At 73.5% G+C, this 19255-nt stretch carries 16 protein-coding genes; 8 read left to right on the forward strand and 8 right to left on the reverse strand.

Annotated features, from left to right (window positions below; genetic code table 11):
- Positions 1 to 24: 24 nt before the first annotated feature.
- Entirely contained in the window at positions 25 to 1095 is a 1071-nt protein-coding gene (locus IFT72_RS03060) for an acyltransferase (protein ID WP_192045533.1), read from the reverse strand.
- Positions 1096 to 1220: 125 nt separating this feature from the next.
- Positions 1221 to 5054 carry a multifunctional oxoglutarate decarboxylase/oxoglutarate dehydrogenase thiamine pyrophosphate-binding subunit/dihydrolipoyllysine-residue succinyltransferase subunit gene (locus tag IFT72_RS03065; protein ID WP_192045534.1) on the reverse strand — a complete coding sequence of 1278 codons (3834 nt, stop codon included), beginning with the start codon at positions 5052 to 5054 and terminating at the stop codon, positions 1221 to 1223.
- A 174-nt stretch (positions 5055 to 5228) separates the two neighbouring features.
- Between IFT72_RS03065 and IFT72_RS03070 the strand changes: the two genes are divergently transcribed.
- The 3 genes from IFT72_RS03070 to IFT72_RS03080 all read left to right on the forward strand — a co-directional run bounded on the left by IFT72_RS03070 (position 5229) and on the right by IFT72_RS03080 (position 9362).
- Positions 5229 to 6668: a GuaB1 family IMP dehydrogenase-related protein gene (locus IFT72_RS03070; RefSeq protein ID WP_192045535.1), complete on the forward strand. Its 1440-nt coding sequence runs from the start codon at positions 5229 to 5231 to the stop codon at positions 6666 to 6668.
- Between the two features lie 139 nt (positions 6669 to 6807).
- Complete coding sequence (locus tag IFT72_RS03075) at positions 6808 to 8328, forward strand: CNNM domain-containing protein (RefSeq protein WP_192045536.1); 1521 nt, start codon at positions 6808 to 6810, stop codon at positions 8326 to 8328.
- Positions 8325 to 9362 carry a hemolysin family protein gene (locus IFT72_RS03080; RefSeq protein WP_056053761.1) on the forward strand — a complete coding sequence of 346 codons (1038 nt, stop codon included), beginning with the start codon at positions 8325 to 8327 and terminating at the stop codon, positions 9360 to 9362. The genes IFT72_RS03075 and IFT72_RS03080 overlap by 4 nt, the downstream gene beginning before the upstream one ends.
- A 120-nt stretch (positions 9363 to 9482) precedes the next feature.
- On the opposite strand, the gene IFT72_RS03085 is transcribed toward IFT72_RS03080, so the two are convergent.
- Positions 9483 to 10556: an NADH:flavin oxidoreductase/NADH oxidase gene (locus IFT72_RS03085; RefSeq protein ID WP_192045878.1), complete on the reverse strand. Its 1074-nt coding sequence runs from the start codon at positions 10554 to 10556 to the stop codon at positions 9483 to 9485.
- Positions 10557 to 10757: 201 nt separating this feature from the next.
- Between IFT72_RS03085 and IFT72_RS03090 the strand changes: the two genes are divergently transcribed.
- Positions 10758 to 11600, forward strand: coding sequence for an NAD(P)H-hydrate dehydratase (locus tag IFT72_RS03090; RefSeq protein WP_192045537.1), 843 nt, complete (start codon positions 10758 to 10760; stop codon positions 11598 to 11600).
- A gap of 30 nt (positions 11601 to 11630) precedes the next feature.
- Here the strand turns inward: IFT72_RS03090 and IFT72_RS03095 are convergent, their stop codons facing one another.
- From IFT72_RS03095 to IFT72_RS03110, 4 genes are all read right to left on the reverse strand, one after another.
- Positions 11631 to 12323, reverse strand: coding sequence for a YceI family protein (locus IFT72_RS03095; protein ID WP_192045538.1), 693 nt, complete (start codon positions 12321 to 12323; stop codon positions 11631 to 11633).
- 87 nt (positions 12324 to 12410) lie between these two features.
- Positions 12411 to 13193 carry an amino acid ABC transporter ATP-binding protein gene (locus tag IFT72_RS03100; protein WP_371741151.1) on the reverse strand — a complete coding sequence of 261 codons (783 nt, stop codon included), beginning with the start codon at positions 13191 to 13193 and terminating at the stop codon, positions 12411 to 12413.
- Complete coding sequence (locus IFT72_RS03105) at positions 13190 to 14122, reverse strand: ABC transporter permease subunit (RefSeq protein ID WP_192045539.1); 933 nt, start codon at positions 14120 to 14122, stop codon at positions 13190 to 13192. The genes IFT72_RS03100 and IFT72_RS03105 overlap by 4 nt, the downstream gene beginning before the upstream one ends.
- Positions 14086 to 14922 (reverse strand): ABC transporter substrate-binding protein, encoded by an 837-nt coding sequence (locus tag IFT72_RS03110; protein WP_056053774.1) that lies wholly within the window; start codon positions 14920 to 14922, stop codon positions 14086 to 14088. Before IFT72_RS03110 ends, IFT72_RS03105 begins: the two co-directional genes overlap by 37 nt.
- A 74-nt stretch (positions 14923 to 14996) precedes the next feature.
- Here IFT72_RS03110 and IFT72_RS03115 point away from each other — a divergent pair, with 74 nt between their 5' ends.
- From IFT72_RS03115 to IFT72_RS03130, 4 genes are all read left to right on the forward strand, one after another.
- Positions 14997 to 16340, forward strand: a complete 1344-nt coding sequence (locus IFT72_RS03115; RefSeq protein ID WP_244634141.1) for a glycosyltransferase 87 family protein — start codon at positions 14997 to 14999, stop codon at positions 16338 to 16340.
- Positions 16337 to 16669, forward strand: a complete 333-nt coding sequence (locus tag IFT72_RS03120) for a thiamine-binding protein (protein WP_192045540.1) — start codon at positions 16337 to 16339, stop codon at positions 16667 to 16669. The genes IFT72_RS03115 and IFT72_RS03120 overlap by 4 nt, the downstream gene beginning before the upstream one ends.
- A gap of 90 nt (positions 16670 to 16759) precedes the next feature.
- Positions 16760 to 16996 carry a hypothetical protein gene (locus tag IFT72_RS03125; protein WP_192045541.1) on the forward strand — a complete coding sequence of 79 codons (237 nt, stop codon included), beginning with the start codon at positions 16760 to 16762 and terminating at the stop codon, positions 16994 to 16996.
- A 189-nt stretch (positions 16997 to 17185) separates the two neighbouring features.
- Positions 17186 to 18472, forward strand: coding sequence for an MFS transporter (locus IFT72_RS03130; protein WP_056053785.1), 1287 nt, complete (start codon positions 17186 to 17188; stop codon positions 18470 to 18472).
- Positions 18473 to 18545: 73 nt separating this feature from the next.
- Here the strand turns inward: IFT72_RS03130 and IFT72_RS03135 are convergent, their stop codons facing one another.
- Positions 18546 to 19217, reverse strand: coding sequence for a response regulator transcription factor (locus IFT72_RS03135; protein ID WP_056053789.1), 672 nt, complete (start codon positions 19215 to 19217; stop codon positions 18546 to 18548).
- Positions 19218 to 19255 lie beyond the last annotated feature (38 nt).

A 19255-nucleotide genomic window follows, 5' to 3' on the forward strand; every position in this document is an offset into this window, starting at 1 on the left:
ACATCCTGACAACCGCTCAGCGCATCACCGCCCGGGAGCCGTCCGGCGTGGCCACCGGAAGAGCACGTCCGCCCGCGGCCAGCGCGTGACCACGAGGTGGAGGAGGGCGCCGATCGAGAGGGCGCCGATCAGGCAGAGGGCGACCTCCACGAGCGGAGGCGCTCCGAGCGCCACGCTGAGGTCGTGCCCCGCCTTGACCCCGATGGTGTGCGGCAGGTACCAGGTGATGCTCCGTCCGCCCACCAGTGCGGGGAAGCGGCCGACCCGTCGACGACCGAGCCAGGTCGCACCCGCGACGAGCGCGACGAACGACCCGGCGACCGGCAGCGCTGCCCACGGCTGGAAGGCGGGGGAGTCGCCCCCCAGCGCGACCGCCACGGCCGCCGTCGCGGCGACCACGACCGCGCTCACCAGCACGGCGCCCCGTGATCCGCAGGCCCGACGGAGGGCCTCGGGTCGACGGCCCGACCAGACGCCCAGGAAGAAGAAGACGGCCATGGCCCAGAACCGACCCGGCAGGTCGCCGGGGAGCTCGGGCACGGTCAGCGACGCGAGCGCCGCGCCCGCGGCCAGGAGACCGGGGTGGAGTCGTCGGGCCAGGAGGGCCACCACCCCGAAGATGAGCAGGTAGGCCAGGAACCAGGTGCCCCACGGCAGGTGCGACGTGGTGTCCGCGACGGCCTCGTCGAGCCGGCCCAGGGCGATGCCCCGGGCGACGTCGACGGCGACGATGACCGCGCCCCACACGACGAGGGGCCACAGGACGTTCCGGGCGCGCGCGAGCAGGAACGACCGGGCCCCACGACCGACGGTCGCGGGCACCAGGGCCCCCGAGAGGAACATCAGGAGCGGCATCCGGAACGGTGCCAGGGCGATCGTCACGTCGCGCAGCCACTCCGGCACGTCGGCCGGGTAGAGGATCGCGTGGTGCAGCGCGACGAGCAGCACGCAGAGGCCCCGGGCGACGTCCACGCCGACCTGCCGGGGCGGCCGGCTGGCTCCGGAGCGCGGCACCGAGGGTCGGGGAGCGGCAGGAGGTGCGTCGTCGAGCGGGGCGAGGCGGGTGGGGGAGGCGGGGTCTCCGGGAGCGGGCATGCGCACCAGGGTCGCCCCGCGCCTCCTCGGCTCCGGGAGCCCGGCACGACGGAGGGCGACATCGGCTCGGCCGACGTCACCCTCCGTCTCGTCCGCCGCGGTCGGCGGGCTTCACCCCGACGGCGCTACAGCGTGAGCGCCGCCGCGATCAGCTCGGCCTGCTGCGCCGCGCTGGCCTTCGTCGAGCCGGCCGCCGGCGACGCCGAGGCGGGGCGCGACGCGACCCGGATCGGGCGGTCGAGGTGTTTCTGCAGCTCGAGCACGACGAACGGCCAGGCGCCCTGGTTCTCGGGCTCCTCCTGGGCCCAGACCAGCTCGGCCTGCGGGTAGCGCGACAGCACCTCGCGGATCCGCTCCAGCGGCAGCGGGTAGAGCTGCTCGAGGCGCACGAGGGCGACGTCGTCGCCGACGCCGCGCTTGTCGAGCTCGGCCGTCAGGTCGTAGTGGATCTTGCCCGAGTGCAGCACGATGCGCTTCGTCGCCGACGGGTCGGAGACCCGCGTGCAGTCGAGCACCGGCTCGAAGCGGCCCGAGGTGAACGCGTCGACGCCGCTCGTCGCGCCGCGCAGCCGCAGCATCGCCTTCGGGGTGAAGACGACGAGCGGGCGCCGCGGCCGGGCGTAGGCCTGGCGGCGCAGCAGGTGGAAGTAGGAGGCGGGGGTCGAGGGGCGCGCGACGGTGATATTGTCCTCCGCGCAGAGCTGCAGGAAGCGCTCCATGCGCGCCGACGAGTGGTCGGGGCCCTGGCCCTCGTAGCCGTGCGGCAGCAGCAGCACGACGCTGGAGCGCTGGCCCCACTTCTGCTCGGCGCTCGAGATGAACTCGTCGATGACGGTCTGCGCGCCGTTGCTGAAGTCGCCGAACTGCGCCTCCCACATCACGAGCGCGTCGGCCCGCTCGACCGAGTAGCCGTACTCGAACGCCATCGCCGCGTACTCGCTGAGCAGCGAGTCGTAGATCCAGAGGTTCGCCTGGTCGTCGGTGATGTTCTGGAGCGGCAGCCACTCCTGGCCGTTCTCGCGGTCGTGCAGCACGGAGTGGCGCTGCACGAAGGTGCCGCGACGGCTGTCCTGGCCGGCGAGCCGGACGGGCGTGCCCTCGGTGAGCACCGAGCCCATCGCGAGCAGCTCGGCGAAGGCCCAGTCGATGCCGCCGGCGCGGCTCATGTCGACGCGCTTGCGCAGCAGCTGCGACAGCTTCGGGTGCACCGAGAAGCCCTCGGGCGGGTTGTCGTGCGCGTCGCCGATCGCGTGGATCAGGTCGAGCGACACCCCGGTCGTCTCGGGCTCGCCGGTGCGGTCGTCGCGCTGCGACACGGGTCGCTCGAGGTCGTCGACGTCGCCCGCGTCGTCGGTGACCACCGGCATCGACCCGGTCTGGGCCGCGTGCGTCTCGGCGAAGGCCCGCTCCAGGCGGTCCTGGAAGTCGCGGTGGGCGCCGTCGTACTCCTCTTGTGTGATGTCGCCGCGGCCGACGAGCGCCTCGGTGTACAGGGTGCGGACGCTGCGCTTGGCCTCGATGAGGTTGTACATCAGCGGCTGCGTCATCGACGGGTCGTCGCCCTCGTTGTGGCCGCGGCGGCGGTAGCAGACCAGGTCGACGACGACGTCGCGCTTGAACTGCTGGCGGTACGAGAACGCGAGCTCGGCGACGCGCGCCACGGCCTCGGGGTCGTCGCCGTTGACGTGGAAGACCGGCGCCTGGATCGTCTTCGCGACGTCGGTCGAGTAGACCGAGGTGCGCGACTCGGACGGCGGCGTCGTGAAGCCCACCTGGTTGTTGATCACGACGTGGATGGTGCCGCCGACGCGGTAGCCGCGCAGCTGCGACATCTGCAGCGTCTCGACGACGACGCCCTGGCCGGCCATGGCCGCGTCGCCGTGCACCAGCACGGGCAGCGTGGCGAAGACGCCCTTCGGCCCTCTGTCCTGCTTCGCGCGGACGATGCCCTCGAGCACGCCGTCGCCGGCCTCGAGGTGCGAGGGGTTCGCCGCGAGGTAGACGGGGATGGTCTCGCCGGTCGCGCTCGTGAACTCGCCCTCGGTGCCGAGGTGGTACTTCACGTCGCCGGAGCCCTGGACCGTCTTGGGATCTTGGGTGCCCTCGAACTCGCGGAAGATCTGGCCGTACGTCTTGCCGGCGATGTTCGTCAGCACGTTGAGGCGGCCGCGGTGGGCCATGCCGATCGCGACCTCCTCGAGGCCCTCCCGGGCGGCCTGCTGGATGACCGTGTCGAGCAGGGCGATCGCCGACTCGCCGCCCTCGAGGCTGAAGCGCTTCTGGCCGACGTACTTCGTCTGCAGGAAGGTCTCGAACGCCTCCGCCTCGTTGAGCTTCGCGAGGATCCGCATCTGCTCGTCGTGCGAGGGCTTCACGTACGGCACCTCGACGTGCTGCTGCACCCAGGCCCGCTGCGCAGGGTCCTGGATGTGCATGTACTCGACGCCGATCGTGCGGCAGTAGGAGTCGCGGAGGATGCCGAGGATGTCGCGCAGCAGGGCGGAGGTGCGGCCCCCGAGGCCCCCCGTGACGAACTCGCGGTCGAGGTCCCAGAAGGTCAGCCCGTGGCTCTCGATGGCGAGGTCGGGGTGGGTGCGCTGGCGGTACTCCAGCGGGTCGATGTCGGCCATCAGGTGGCCGCGCACGCGGTAGCTGTTGATGAGCTCCTGCACGCGCGCCGTCTTGCCCACGCGCTCGGCGAGGTTGACGTTGATGTCGGCGTTCCAGTGGATGGGCTCGTAGGGGATGCGGAGGGCCGCGAAGATCTCCTCGTAGAAGCCGCGCTGCCCGATGAGCAGCTCGTTGACCTTCTTGAGGAACTCGCCGGAGCCCGCGCCCTGGATGACGCGGTGGTCGTAGGTGCTCGTCAGCGTCACGGTCTTGCCGATGCCGAGCTCGACGAGGGTCTTCGACGACGTGCCCTGGAACTCGGCCGGGTAGTCGAGCGCACCGGCCCCGATGATCGAGCCGGCCCCCTTCATGAGGCGCGGGACGCTGTGGACGGTGCCGATGCCTCCCGGGTTGGTCAGCGAGATCGTGTTGCCCTGGAAGTCCGCCGCCGTGAGCTTGTTGTCACGGGCCCGGCGGACGACGTCCTCGTACGCCGACAGGAAGTCGGCGAAGGTCATCTCGTCGGCCTTCTTGATGCCGGGCACGAGGAGGGCACGGGTGCCGTCCGGCTTCGGGATGTCGATCGCCAGGCCGAGGTTGATGTGCGGGGGAGTGACGACGGAGGGCTTGCCGTCGACCTCGTCGTAGAAGACGTTCTGGCTCGGGAACTCCTTGAGCGCCTGCACCAGGGCCCAGCCGATGAGGTGCGTGAACGACACCTTGCCGCCCCGGGCACGCTTCAGGTGGTTGTTGATGACGATGCGGTTGTCGATCATCAGCTTGGCCGCGACGGTGCGGACGCTGGTCGCGGTGGGCACCGTGAGGCTGGCGTCCATGTTGGTCGCGAGGGACTTCGCCATGCCGCGGAGCGGCGTGACCACGGCCTCGGGCTCCGGCGTGGGCTCGGCGGCCGGGCGCTTCGGCTCCGGCGCCTTCGCGGGCGAGTCGGCGGGGATGGGCTTCGCGGAGGGCTCCACCGACGTGGTCTTCGCCGCCTTCTTGCCGGCGGGCGCGGCCGGGGCGGGGGCCGGGGCGGCGGGCTCGTCCTGGCCGGGGGCGCCGGCGACCTCGTCGGGGACCTGGGCCTGGCCGCCCTCGGTCGAGGCGGGCTCCGGCGCGGCGGGCGTGCTGGTCGCCGCGGCGGCGGACTGCGGGGCGGAGGCGGCGTCGTCGGCGCCTCCGGCCGGGGACCCTCCGCCGTCGGCGGGCGTGTACGCCTCGAGGACGGGCCACCACGACTCGTCGACCGCGTTCTTGTCGACCAGCCACTGCTCGTAGAGCTCGTCGACCAACCACTCGTTGGCGCCGAAGGCACCCTCGTCGGTCGTTCCCGTCACGTGGCTCGTCACAGCCGATCGCCCACTCTCCGTTGATTGTTGATCAGTGCGTGGGCAGCGCCGCCCACGGTGCCCCAGCTTAAGCGCATCCGACCGAGCGCGGGCAGGGCGACCCGCAGGAGGCGCCCCACCGGCGGGCTCGTATCCCACGGAGTCAGCGCGGTCGAGGAGAGCTACCGTGGAGCCATGAGGTTCTACGAGACGACGCCGACCCACGACCTGACGTACTCCGACGTGTTCCTCGTGCCCAGCAGGTCGTCGGTCACGAGCCGCCTCGACGTGAGCCTCGCCCCGGGCGACGGCACCGGCGCCACCCTGCCGATCGTCTCGGCGAACATGAACTCGGTGACCGGGCCCCGACTCGCGGCGACCCTCGCCCGGCGCGGCGGCCTCGGCGTCCTGCCGCAGGACATGCCGCTGCAGCAGCTCGACGCGGCCATCCGGTGGGTGAAGGCCCAGCCGGTCGACTACGACACCCCCTACTCGCTCGACGCGGGCGAGACCGTCGAGACGGCCCTCCGCACCGTCCCCGCCGTCGAGGGCCACGGCATCGTGCTGCACGACGGCACCGGCGCGTACCTCGGCTGCATCGCCGCCTCCCGCCTCGGCACCGCGCCCCGCGACGCCGTGCTCGGCGACCTGCTGCACGGCGCCCTCACCTCCCTCGACGCCGACGACGTCGACGGCCCGCGCGCCGCCTTCGACCGCATGGTCGCGGCCGAGATCGACTTCGCGCCGGTGCTCCGCCACGGCCGTGTCATCGGCACGGTCAGCCGCAAGAGCGCGCTCCGCAGCACGCTGTACCGGCCGGCCCTCGACGCCGGGGGGCGCCTCCGCGTGGCCGCCGCCGTCGGCATCACCGGCGACGTCGCCGAGAAGGCGCGGGCGCTCGCCGCCGCCGGCGTCGACGTGCTCGTGATCGACACCGCGCACGGCGACCAGGACGGCATGGTCCGGGCCATCAAGGCGGTCGCGGGCCTCGGGCTCGGCCTGCCGATCGCCGCCGGCAACGTCGTCACCGAGGAGGCGGTGCGCCACCTCGTCGCCGCCGGGGCCTCCATCGTGAAGGTCGGCGTCGGCCCGGGCGCGATGTGCACCACCCGCATGATGACCGCGGTCGGCCGCCCCCAGTTCTCGGCCGTGCTCGAGACGGCCGCGGCGGCCCGCGCGCTGGGCGCCCACGTCTGGGCCGACGGCGGGGTGCGGTACCCCCGCGACGTCGCCCTCGCGCTCGCCGCGGGCGCCGCCTCCGTCATGATCGGCTCGTGGTTCGCGGGCACGATCGAGGCCCCCGGCGAGCTGGCGGCCGACGAGGAGGGCCGGCTCTACAAGGAGAGCTGGGGCATGGCCTCGACGAAGGCCGTGCAGGGCCGCTTCGAGCGGCTCGACCCCTACGAGCTCGCCCGCAAGACGCTCTTCGCCGAGGGCATCTCGTCGTCGCGCATCTACCTCGACCCGCTCCGCCCCAGCGTCGAGGACCTGCTCGACATGATCACCTCCGGCGTCCGCAGCTCGTTCACCTACGCCGGCGCGACGACCCTGCCCGAGTTCGCCGAGCGGGCCCTCGTCGGCGTCCAGTCGGCGGCGGGGTACGAGGAGGGCAAGGCGCTGCCGGTCAGCTGGTAGCGGACGCGGCCCGCGTCCGCTCGACAGGTGGGGGCGCGAGCGCCCGCGCGCGGTAGGATCGCACGCCTATGGATGACCCTCCGTCCCAGACGACCGCACCCTCCCACCATCTCCTCGCCGAGCGGGGTGACCGCTCCTCGTGAACGAGTGGATCCTCCTCGGCATCGGCCTGCTGCTCACCGTCGGCACCGGCCTGTTCGTGGCCAGCGAGTTCAGCCTCGTCAACCTCGACCGGTCCGACCTCGAGGCCCGTGAGCAGAAGGGCGAGAAGGGCCTGGGCCCGACCATCGGCGCCCTCCGCATCACCTCGACCCACCTCTCCAGCGCCCAGCTCGGCATCACGCTGACGACGCTGCTGACCGGCTACACGATGGAGCCCGCGATCTCGCGGCTGCTCGAGCCGCCGCTCACCGCGGTGGGCGTGCCCGAGCCGGTCGTCGACGTCGGCGCGCCGATCGTCTCGATCGTCGTCGCGACCCTCCTGTCGATGATCATCGGCGAGCTCGTGCCCAAGAACTTCGCCCTCGCCCTGCCGCTGCGCACGGCGAAGCTGGTCATCCCCTTCCAGGTCGGCTTCACCACGGTGTTCAAGCCCGCGGTGCGGCTGCTCAACGAGACGGCCAACGCCATCCTGCGGTCGATCGGCATCGAGCCGAAGGAGGAGCTCTCGGGCGCCCGCACCGCCGAGGAGCTCTCGTCGCTCGTCCGTCGGTCGGCGTTCGAGGGCAGCCTCGACACCGACACCGCGACCCTGCTGGCACGCACCCTGGCGTTCAGCGACCACACCGCCTCCGACGTGATGACGCCCCGCCCCCGCCTGTCGACGGTGACGCGGACCGACTCCGCCGAGACGGTGCTCGAGCTCGCGCGCCGCACGGGCCTGTCGCGCTTCCCGGTCACCGACGACGGCATCGACGACGTCGTCGGCCTCGTGCACGTCAAGCAGGCCGTCTCCGTGCCCCGCGAGAAGCGGGCCGACGTGCCCGTGTCGGCGCTGCAGACCGACGCCGTCCGCGTGCCCGAGACGATGACCCTCGACAACCTCCTCGCCGAGGTGCGCGGGCGCGGCTACCAGATGGCCGTCGTCGTCGACGAGTACGGCGGGACCGCCGGGGTCGTCACCCTCGAGGACCTCATCGAGGAGCTCGTCGGCGAGGTCTCCGACGAGCACGACCGCAGCCGCGTCGACGTCGTGCGCTCCCGCAACTGGCTCACCTTCCCGGGCCTCCTGCGCCCCGACGAGCTGCTCGAGCGGGCGTCGGTCAAGGTTCCGGAGGAGGGCCCCTACGAGACCGTCGGCGGCTGGCTGATGAGCGAGCTCGGGCGCCTGCCCTTCGTGGGCGACGTCGTCGAGAGCGACTCCGGCACCTTCCGGGTCGAGCGCCTCGACGGTCGCCGGATCGACCGCATCCGCTTCACCCCCACCCCGGACGACGAGGCGAGCGAGGCCGGTGACGCTGACCGCGCCTCCGGCACCGGGGCCGGCTCGTCGCAGATCGCCGACGCGCGTCAGGGTGCGCACGACGACGCCCGCGGGCCGGGCGGGCCCGCCACCCGCACCGACCGGGCGACCAGGGCCGCCACGGCGGCGGCCGCCGCCCGGGCCGCGGGGCGCGGCGCCGGCACGACCACGACGACGACGAAGGAGGACGCGCGATGAGCGACTGGCTCGGCATCGTCTGGCTCGTGCTGCTGCTGATGGGCAACGCCTTCTTCGTGGCGGCGGAGTTCGCCGTCATCAGCGCCCGTCGCTCGCAGATCGAGCCGAAGGCGGAGGCGGGCAGCCGCGCCGCCAAGACGACGCTCTGGGCGATGGAGCACGCGACGATGATGCTCGCGACGACGCAGCTCGGCATCACGATCTGCTCGCTGCTCATCCTCAACGTGTCGGAGCCCTCGATCCACCACCTGCTCGAGGGCCCGCTCGGCCTCACCGGCCTCAGCGAGGAGCTCGTGAGCGTGGTCGGCTTCGTCATCACGCTGGTGCTCGTGTCGTTCCTGCACGTGGTGCTCGGCGAGATGGTGCCGAAGAACATCTCGTTCTCGCTGCCCGACCGGGCCGCGCTGCTGCTCGCCCCGCCGCTCGTCGCGATCGCCCGCGTCTTCCACGTCGTGGTCGTCGCCCTCAACTGGTCGGCGAACGCCGTGCTGCGGGCCTTCGGGGTGGAGCCGAAGGACGAGGCGGCCAGCGCGTTCACGGTCGACGAGGTCGCGACGATCGTCGCGCAGTCACAGCGCGAGGGCACGCTCACCGACGCGAGCGGCACCGTGCAGGCCGCGTTCGAGTTCACCGAGAAGACCGTCGACGACGTCGCGGTGCGGATGTCGGGCCTCGTCACGCTGCCGGAGGACGCGACGCCGTCCGACGTCGAGCGCGCCGTCGCCCAGAACGGCTTCTCGCGCTACGTGCTCGTCGACGACGGCGGCGACCCGACGGGCTACCTGCACCTCAAGGACGTCATCGACCTCGACGTCGACGAGTTCCACGACCCGGTGCCGCCGAAGCGGATCCGTCAGCTGATCTCGATCTACCGCGGCACCGAGCTGGAGGACGCCCTCGCGACCATGCGCCGCAGCGGCGTGCACGTCGCCCGCTCGTTCGACGAGCACGGGGCGACGCAGGGCGTGCTGTTCCTCGAGGACATCCTCGAGGAGCTCATCGGCGAGGTCCAGGACGCGACCCGGCGCTCGTAGCGGGCGCTCCGGCGGGCGGGCCCGCCGCCTCCCGCCCGGTGCACGACGACGGCCGCCCCGATCGAGAGATCGAGGCGGCCGTCGTCGTCCGGTGCCGGAGGCGCGGAGCGGTTGCCGGGGTCAGCTCACCCGGAACGGCGCGCGCTGGTACTGCGCCGGCACGTAGTCGAGCTCGACGCCCAGCTCGGCGGCGGCCCGGAGGGGGAAGTGCGGGTCGCGGAGGAACTCGCGGGCCATCAGCACGACGTCGGCCTGGCCCGAGGAGATGACCTCGTCGGCCTGGCGGGCGGAGACGATGAGGCCCACCGCGCCGGTCTCGACGTCGGCCTGCCGACGGACGTGCTCGGCGAACCGCACCTGGTAGCCGAGGCCCACGGGGATGCTCACGCCGGCGACGAGGCCGCCGGTCGAGATGTCGAAGAAGTCGGCCCCGGCATCGCGCGACCACGCGGCGACGGTCGCGGTGTCGTCCTCGTCCCAGCCGCCCTCGGCCCAGTCGGTGGCGCTGAAGCGCACGAGCAGCGGGTAGCCGTCGCCGACCTCGGCCCGCACGGCGCGGACCACGTCGAGCAGGAGGCGCGCGCGGTTCTCGAGCGACCCGCCGAACTCGTCGGTGCGCTGGTTGCTCAGCGGCGAGAGGAACTGGTGCAGCAGGTAGCCGTGCGCCGCGTGCAGCTCGATCAGCTCGAAGCCGGCCTCGACCGAGCGGCGGGCGGCGCTGCGGAACGCCTCGACGAGGCCGACGACCTCGTCGTGCGTCAGCTCGCGCGGCTCGTCGTAGCCCTCGAAGGCGACCGCCGAGGGCGCGACCGTCGGCCAGCCGCCCTCGCTCGCGGGCACCGTGCCCTGCACGTCGCTCCAGGGGCGGAAGGTCGACGCCTTGCGGCCCGCGTGCGCGAGCTGGACGCCGGGCACCGAGCCCTGGCCCTTGACGAACGCCGTCACGGGCTTCCAGGCCTCGACCTGCTCGTCGTTCCAGAGGCCGGTGTCCTGGGGCGAGATGCGGCCCTCGGGCACGACCGCGGTGGCCTCGCTGATGACCGCACCCGCGCCTCCCCGGGCGAGCGCGCCGAGGTGCACGAGGTGCCAGTCGGTGGGCACGCCGTCCTCACGGTCGACGCTGTACTGGCACATCGGCGCCACCCAGAGCCGGTTGCGGAAGGTCGTGCCGCGCAGGGTGATGGGGTCGAACAGGCCGGGGGCGCCGTCGGCCGGGGCCGTGCGGGGGGAGTCGGTGGTCACGCTGGTGTCGGACGTCACGGGGATGTCATCGCCTTTCAGGTCGGAGGGGGACGACCTCGATCGTCCCGCGGTCGCCAACGCGGCGCCCGCCCGCCGTGTTCCCCGGGCCGCCCGCCCGGGCGTGGCGGGGGAGACCCGGTCTAGCGTCGAGGGGTGACCGACTTCACCGACTCCACCGACTTCACCGACTGGACCCCCTCCGACGCCGCGGGCGAGATCGCGGTGCCCCGCCCCGACGACGACAAGTACAGCCGCGGGGTGCTCGGCGTCGTGACCGGGTCGTCGTCGTACCCGGGGGCCGCCGTGCTCGGCGTCGAGGCCGCCCTGCACACCGGGGTGGGGATGCTCCGCTACGTCGGGCCCCGCCGCGCCGCCGACTTCGTGCTGCACCGGCGGCCCGAGGCCGTGACGGGCATCGGCCGCGTGCAGGCGTGGCTGCTCGGGTCGGGGGTGGACGGCGACCACCTCGACGACGAGACGGAGGAGGGCTTCCGCACCGCCGCCTCCTCGGGGCTGCCGCTCGTGCTCGACGCGGGCGCGCTGTCGCTGCGGGAGCGGGCCACGGGGCCCGTCGTCCTCACCCCGCACTTCCGCGAGCTGGCGACGGCGTCGGGGCAGGAGGTCGACGAGGTCGCGGCCGACCCCGCCGGAGCCGCCGCGCGGGCGGCGGAGACCTGGGGCTGCACGGTGCTCGTCAAGGGGCACCGCACCTACGTCGCCTCGCCCGGCGGCACGCGCCTGGTCGCCGCCAGTGCTCCGTCGTGGCTCGCGACGGCGGGGGCCGGTGACGCGCTCGGCGGCGTGCTGGGGGCCCTCGTCGCCACCCACGCCGACGAGGTCGCCGACGACGCGGAGGCGCTGGCCCGGCTGGCGGCGACGGCGGCGGTCGTGCACGGCCTCGCGGCGTCGCGGGCGAGCGCGGGCGGGCCGCTCACCGTGCTGGGGCTGGTGCACGCCCTGCCGGCGACCATCGCCGAGCTGGTCCCGGGGCGCTAGCCGGGGGCTGCGGCCCCGTCGGCGGGGGAGCTAGCCGGCGGGGGTCGCCGCGACCAGGAACTCGACCGAGCCGGCGTCCTCCACCTGGACGAAGCCGAAGCTCGGGGCGTCGACGCCGTAGTCGGAGAAGGTCACCGGGACCGACCCGCTCACCTGGACCCCGTCGCCCGAGAGGGCCGCCTGGAGGTCGACGGTGACGCTCTGCGTCACGCCGTGCATGGTGAGGTCGCCGGTGGCCTCGACGCTGGCGACCTCGCCGTCGGCGGGCACGGCGGCGTCGATCGGCTGCGTGAGGGTGAAGGTCGCCGTCGGGTAGGTGCCGGCCTCCATCGCGTCGTCGCGGAAGTACCCGTCGCGGTTCGCGCTGTCGGTGGCGATGCTCGCGACGTCGACCGTGACGGTCGCCGCCGTGATCGTCGTGCCGTCGACCGTCACGGTGCCCGTGACCTCGTCGGTCGAGCCGACCACGGTGACGTCGGTGCCGTTCAGCACCTCGTCGACGCGGTAGCCCGCGCTGCTGCCGTCGCCGATCGACCAGTCGCCGGAGGCCTGGCTCACGTCGACGGTCGTGGCGCCGGGGGTCACGCTGACGGTGGGCGCGGCGTCGGGCTCGCCGACGATCACGTCGCGGTAGAACGCGGGGCCGGCCACGGCGGCGGTGACGCCGAGGCCCACCACGACGACGGCGGTGACGGCGAGGGCGGTCTTCGTGGACTTCTTCATGGTGTCTCCTGGGGTCGGCTCGGCACGGGTCGGCTCACGGGGGGCTCCGACGATGATGTCGGGCCGCCCTCGGCGGCACCTGGGAGGTCAGGCCGTGAAGCGGGCGAGGAAGTCGCGGGCGCGCTCGGTGCGCGGCGCCGTGAAGAGCTGGGCAGGCGGCCCCTGCTCGGCGATGCGGCCCGCGTCGAGGAAGACGACGCGGTCGGCGACGTCGCGCGCGAACGCCATCTCGTGCGTCGCCATGAGGATGGTCGTGCCGACCTCCTTGAGCGTGCGGACGAGGTCGAGCACCTCGCCCACCAGCTCGGGGTCGAGGGCGCTCGTGATCTCGTCGAGCAGCAGCACGGCGGGTCTCGGGGCGAGGGCCCGCGCGATCGCGACGCGCTGCTGCTGCCCGCCGGAGAGCCGGTCGGGGTACGAGCGCGCCTTGTCGCCGAGGCCGACGCGCTCGAGCAGCTCGACGGCGCGCTGCTCCGCCTCGCGGCGGGGCTGGCGCAGCACGTGCCGGCTCGCGAGCGAGACGTTCTCGAGCACGGTCATGTGGGGGAAGAGGTTGAAGTGCTGGAAGACGACGCCGATGCGGGCCCGGACGGCGTCGACGCGCACCCGCGGGTCGCTGATGTCGGTGCCGTCGAGGGTGATGCGCCCGTCGTCGATCGTCTCGAGCAGGTTGACCGTCCGCAGCAGCGTGGACTTGCCCGAGCCGCTGGCGCCGATCAGGGCCACGACCTCGTCGCGGGCCACGTCGAGGTCGATGCCGTCGAGCACCGTCGTGTCGCCGAACGCCTTGCGGACCCCCTCGAGGCGCAGGACGGGGGCGGCCCCGGCGGCCGGCACCGCGCCTCCGGCGGGCGTGACGGGGGCGCTCACACGACGCTCCCGGCCTGCTCGCGGCGGCGGAGGCGCGCCGACAGCCAGTCGGTGAGCCAGAGGGTCGGCAGCGCCAGCGCGACGAACAGCAGGCCGGCCAGGACGTAGGGCGTGAAGTTGGCGGCGGTCGCCGTCTCGATCTGCGCGGCGCGGACGGCGTCGACGGCGCCGAGCACGGAGATGAGCCCGACGTCTTTCTGCATCGAGACGAGGTCGTTCATCAGGGCCGGGGTGACCTTGCGGAGCGCCTGGGGGAAGACGACGAGGCGCAGGGTCTTCGCGTGGCTGAGGCCGAGCGACCGGGCGGCGAGCCGCTGCGACGGGTGGACGGCGTCGATGCCGGCCCGCACGACCTCGGAGACGTAGGCCGAGTAGGTGAGGATCAGCGCGATGGTGCCCCAGAACTCGGCGGGGAGGCGGGGGATGCCGAGACCGAGGCCGGGCACGCCGAAGCCGACGAGGTAGAGCACGATGATGAGCGGCAGCCCGCGGAACAGGTCGGTGTAGCCGCGCACGAGCGCCCGGACGGGGAAGAAGACCGGGCCGCGCAGGGTGCGGAGGGCCGACAGCACGGTGCTCAGCACCGCGACGCCGAGGGCCGCCACGACGAGCACCCGGACATTGAGCCAGAGGCCCTCGAGCACCCGGGGCCAGGCGGCGACGAGCGACTCGCCGTCGAAGAAGCTGAAGCGCACGCGCTCCCAGCCGGGCGTGCTCGTCACCGCCCACCAGGCGAGGGCCGCGAAGACCACGGTGCTGATCGCCGCGACCACGACCGAGCGGGTCGACTGCCGGCGGCGGTACGCGCGCCGCCCGAGCTCGAGGTCGCTGACCGGGGCGGGGGCCGGGCCGCCGGCCGCGGGGCCCGTGCCGGCGGCGACCGGTGCCGGCGCTACGAGAGCTCCGGCACGTCGTAGTCGGCGAGCCACTGCTGCTGCAGCTCGTCGAGGGTGCCGTCGGCCCGCAGCGCGTCGACGGCGGCGGTGACGTCGGAGGTCAGGTCGCTGCCGAGCGGCAGGACGATGCCCAGCTCGTCGCTCGCGCCCTCGGCGGCGGGCAGCTGGCCGAGGACGACGCCGCCCTCGACGAAGTACGTGGCGGTGGGCACGTCGAGCACGATGGCGTCGACCTGGCCCGACTCGAGCGCCGCCTTGGCGTCGTCGTTGGAGTTGTAGGCCTGCACGCCGCCGTCGGGGTCGATGGCGGTCTCGGCGGCCGTGAAGCTCGTGGTCGCGCTCTGGGCGCCGATCGCGAGGCCCTTCAGGTCGGCGACGCTCGTCGCGTCGGCGGCGGCCGTGCCGGGCAGCGTGACGACGGCCTGGCGGGTCTCGTAGTACGGCGACGAGAAGTCGACGGCCTTCTTCCGCTGGTCGGTGATCGAGAACTGCTGCAGGTTCAGGTCGTACGTCTTCGGGCCGGGCGCGATGGCCTCGTCGAAGGTGGTGCGCACCCAGACCACGTCGGAGTCGTCGTAGCCGAGCTGCTCGGCGACGGCGTAGGCCACGGCCGACTCGTAGCCCTCGCCCGTCGTCGGGTCGTCGCCCTCGACCCAGGGGCTGTACGCGGGCTCGCCGGTGGCGACCGTGAGCTTGCCCTCCGTCACGAGGCCGACGCCCCCGCCGGAGGCGTCGCCCGACCCGCCGGAGGCGCCCGAGCAGGCGGTGAGGAGGCCGACGGCCACGAGGGCGGTCGCGACGGCGGAGGCTCGACGGAGTCGGGTGAGGCGCATGGGACGAGAGTACCGGCGGCGACCGACGGACGACGCCTCGGAGACGCCCCGTGACGGGCGGCTAGCCTGTGCGCATGACCCGCGCCGCGCCTCCCTCGTCCGGACGCGCCGACACGGGGAGCGTGCCCCTCCCGACCGGGTCGGCGGCGTCCGCTGCCCCCGTGGCCTCGGGCCGGGTCGCCGCGGGGGCCGCGCGCCGGGTCGCCGCGTCGCCCGTGCTGCTCGGCGTCGCCGTCGTGCTCGTGCACCTCTGGCTCGGGCACGCGGCGCTGACCGGCCCGAACCAGCCGATGGGCGACGTGCTCAGCGTCTACTCGACCTGGATGCAGCGCGGCGTCGGCGCGGGGGACTGGGTCGGCATCGACCGGCCGTGGGTGTACCCGATCCTGGCGGCCGTTCCCATGCTGCTGGCCCGCGTGGGCGGCCCCGAGCACTACGGCACGGCGTGGCTCACGATCGTCCTGCTGCTCGACGCCGCCGCGCTCGCCGTCCTGACCCGCGGCGGCCGCCGCGAGCTCGCCGCCGCGTGGTGGTGGCTGGCGTTCCTCGTCGTGCTGGGGCCCATCGCCGTGGGGCGCATCGACGCCGTCACGGTCGCCCTCGCCCTGGTCGGCCTGCTCCTGCTCACCGCGCGCCCCACGCTGGCCGCCGCCCTGCTCACCGTCGCCGCCTGGGTCAAGGTCTGGCCGGCGGCCCTCGTCGTCGCCGCGCTGATCGCCGTGCGCCGCCGCCGTGACGTGCTCACCGCGGCGGTGACGACGAGCGTCGTCATCGTCGCGATCTCGCTCGTGCTCGGCAGCGGCGCGACCGTGCTCGGCTTCGTCGGGCAGCAGGCGGGCAGGGGCCTCCAGGTCGAGTCGCTCACCGCGGTGCCGTGGCTGTGGCGGGCGGCCTCCGGGGCCGCCGACACGACCGTCTACTACGACCGCGACATCCTGACCTTCCAGGTCGCCGGGCCGGGCGTCGCGCTCGCCGCCCAGGCGACGACCGTCGTCATGGCGCTGGTCGTGATCGCCGTGGTGCTGCTGGGGCTGCGGGCCGTGCGCTCCGGGGCGTCGGCCGAGCGCCTCCTCGCGCCCCTCTCGCTCGGGCTGGTCACGGCCCTGATCGTCACCAACAAGGTGGGCTCGCCGCAGTTCGTCTCGTGGCTGGCCGTGCCCGTCGTGGTCGGGCTCGTGCTGCAGCGCCGGGGCGGGCCCTCGTTCGTCGTGCCGGCAGCGCTCAGCCTCGTCGTCGCGGGCCTGACCCAGGTGATCTACCCGTGGTGCTACGACTCACTCCTCGCCGCCGAGCCCTGGATCGTGCTCGTGGCGACCCTGCGCGGGGTCGCCGAGGTGGGGCTGCTCGCGCTCGCCGCGGCCCAGCTGTGGCGACTCGGCAGGACGGCGACGGCAGGGCGGGGCAGGATGGGCGCATGATCGTCGCCTTCTCCGTCTCGCCCAGCGGCGGTGCCCCCGCCGGCCACCTCGACCCGGAGGCGCACGGCGACTCCGTCCACGACGCCGTCGCCGCGGCCGTGGCGGTCGTCCGGGCGTCGGGCCTGCCGAACCGCACCTCCTCGATGTTCACCGAGATCGAGGGCGAGTGGGACGAGGTCATGGCCGTCGTCAAGGACGCCACGGAGGCGGTGGGCCGCTTCGGCACCCGCGTCTCGCTCGTGCTCAAGGCCGACGTCCGCCCCGGCCGAACCGGTGAGCTGACCGGCAAGGTCGAGCGCCTCGAGGCCGCCCTCGGCGAGCAGGGCTGAGCCCTGACCCTGGTCGTCGTCGGGGCGCTCCTGGTCGTCCCGGGGCTGCTCGCCTACACGGGCGCCTGGCGCCGCTGGTCGGACTCCACGGTGCTGCACTGGCCGTTCGGCGTCGCGTGGGCCGGCACGGGCGTGGCGATGGTGGGCGCCGGCAGCCTCCTCTGGGCGCGCGCGGAGCCCGTCGCCGACGTCCTCCAGCAGGTGGGCCTGTGCATCTGCGTCGTCGGGATCGTGGCCGCCTTCTGGCTGCCCGCCGTCCTCCTGCCCGCCTGGTACCGCGCGGCGAAGTCCGACACGGGCCCCGGCCGGGGCACCGGCGGCCGCTGATCGGGCCGCCCCGGGGGCTGCGCCCGCGCCTCCCCAGGGCGTACCATCGAGGGTCAGGTCGAATCGATTCGAACCGACACGGTCAGGCCGGAGGCACGACGTAGCCCCCGCCGACGCCCCCAGCTCGCTCGACGGAGAGCCCTGGGCCCCCTCAGCCCGACACCTCCGACCCAGCGAAGGCAGCCGCCCGTGACCACCCTCTCCACCCGTCGCAAGACGTTCGCCCTGATCGCCCTCGCGCTCGGCGGCTTCGGGATCGGCTCGACCGAGTTCGTCGCCATGGGCCTGCTGCCGAACATCGCGCAGGACCTCCTGCCCGACCTGTACGCGCAGTCGTCCGACGCGGGCATCGCCCGCGCCGGCTGGCTCGTCAGCGCCTACGCCCTCGGCGTCGTCGTCGGTGCCCCGACCATCGCCGCGATGTCGTCGCACCTGCCCAAGAAGAAGCTGTTGATGGGGCTGCTCGCGCTGTTCGTCGTCGGCACCGTGCTGTCGGCCGTGCTGCCGTCGTTCGGCTGGGTGCTCGCCGCGCGCTTCTTCGCCGGGCTGCCCCACGGCGCCTACTTCGGCATCGCCTCCATCGTGGCCGCCACGATCATGGGGCCGGGCAACCGCGGCAAGGGCGTGGCCCTCGTGCTCAGCGGCCTGACGATCGCCAACGTCGTGGGCGTGCCGACGATCACGGCCCTCGGCCAGGCGCAGGGCTGGCGCACGGCCTACCTCGCCGTCGCCGCGATCTTCGCGCTGACCTTCGTCGCGGTGGCCTTCGCCGTGCCGCGCATGGAGGGCGACTCGTCCGCGTCGATGCGCCGTGAGCTCAGCGCGTTCCGCAAGCCGCAGGTCTGGCTCGTGATGGGCGTGGGCGCGATCGGCTTCGGCGGCTTCTTCGCCGTCTACAGCTACATCGCCAACGCGGTCACCGAGGGGGTCGGGGTCGACGAGGGCGTCGTTCCGTGGGTGCTCGTCGGCGTCGGCGTCGGCATGACGATCGGCAACGTGATCGGCGGCTGGGCCGCCGACAAGAACCTCAAGGCGGCCCTCACCGTCGGCTTCGTGGGCCTCATCGCCGCGCTCGTCGCCTACGCGCTGCTCGTCGACAGCCTCGTCGGCATCTTCGCCACGACCTTCCTGCTCGGCCTGGTCAGCTCGATGATCGGCCCGTCGGTCCAGTCGCGCCTGATGGAGGTCGCCGGCGAGAGCCAGGTGATCGGCGCCGCCCTGAACCACTCGTCGATGAACCTCGGCAACAGCGCCGGGGCCTACCTCGGCGGGGCCGTCATCGCGGCCGGGTTCGGGTTCGCCGCACCGGGCTGGGTGGGAGTCGCGCTGGCCCTGGCCGGGGTCGTCCTGACGGTCGTCAGCTTCCGCCTCCAGAAGACGGGCGACGCTCGCCAGGCGGCGCTCTGCGCCGCCGCCCGCGAGGCGGACCACAAGGAGGACACCGACACGGGCTCCGTGTTCATCGGGCAGCGCTAGCGGCGCGGGCCCTCACGACGTCGAACGGCCCGGCACCCCTCGAGGGGAGCCGGGCCGTTCGCGGTGCTGAGGGCTAGAAGCTCGTCTGCGCCGGGGTGTCGATGAGGATGCCGTCCTGGAGGGCGCGCTTCCGCAGCGCGACCTTCGTGCCGACGTCGTAGCCCGCGACGCGGTACTTCTCACGGATGCGCTTGAGGTAGCTCTTCGCCGTCTCTTCGCTGATGCCGAGCTGGTACGCGACGGCCTTGACGGGCTCGCCGCCGCCGTAGAGCGCCATGACGCGGCGCTCCTGGGCGCTGAGCTTGGGCACGCCGCCGATCTCGGCCGCGTTGAGGGCGAGGTCGAGCTCGGCCGAGATGTACGACTCGCCCTTCGCCGCGGCGCGGATGGCCTCGACGATCATGTCGGCGTCCTCGCTCTTGACGAGGTAGCCGAGCGCACCGGCCGCGAGGGCCTCGCGCACGACGTTGGGCTCGGAGTACGTGCTCATCAGCACGGTCTTGACGCCCGTGGTCTTGAGCGTGTTGATCTTCAGCGAGATCGGGATGTTGTCCTTCAGGTCGAGGTCGAGGAGCACGACGTCGACGGGGAACTCGGGGTGCGTCAGGAGCTCGGGCCAGGAGGCCACGGCCGCCACCATCGAGATGTCGCTGGCGGCACCTCGGATCCACTCGCTCAGGGCTCCGAGCAGCATCTTGTGGTCGTCGACCAGGGCCAGACGGATGCGGTCGTCGGGGTTCGTCACGGGTGCCTTCTTTCTCAGGACGTGGTGTTCAGACTAGA

The organism is Frigoribacterium sp. CFBP 8754, from assembly GCF_014841815.1.
GTDB lineage: Bacteria > Actinomycetota > Actinomycetes > Actinomycetales > Microbacteriaceae > Frigoribacterium > Frigoribacterium endophyticum.

What these genes read in the sequence shown, in the direction of transcription:
- IFT72_RS03060 (WP_192045533.1), bottom strand. Translation starts at nt 1,095, where the DNA reads ATGCCCGCTCCCGGAGACCCCGCCTCCCCCACCCGCCTCGCCCCGCTC.
- IFT72_RS03070 (WP_192045535.1), top strand. Translation starts at nt 5,229, where the DNA reads ATGAGGTTCTACGAGACGACGCCGACCCACGACCTGACGTACTCCGAC.
- IFT72_RS03080 (WP_056053761.1), top strand. Translation starts at nt 8,325, where the DNA reads ATGAGCGACTGGCTCGGCATCGTCTGGCTCGTGCTGCTGCTGATGGGC.
- IFT72_RS03095 (WP_192045538.1), bottom strand. Translation starts at nt 12,323, where the DNA reads ATGAAGAAGTCCACGAAGACCGCCCTCGCCGTCACCGCCGTCGTCGTG.
- IFT72_RS03110 (WP_056053774.1), bottom strand. Translation starts at nt 14,922, where the DNA reads ATGCGCCTCACCCGACTCCGTCGAGCCTCCGCCGTCGCGACCGCCCTC.
- IFT72_RS03115 (WP_244634141.1), top strand. Translation starts at nt 14,997, where the DNA reads ATGACCCGCGCCGCGCCTCCCTCGTCCGGACGCGCCGACACGGGGAGC.
- IFT72_RS03120 (WP_192045540.1), top strand. Translation starts at nt 16,337, where the DNA reads ATGATCGTCGCCTTCTCCGTCTCGCCCAGCGGCGGTGCCCCCGCCGGC.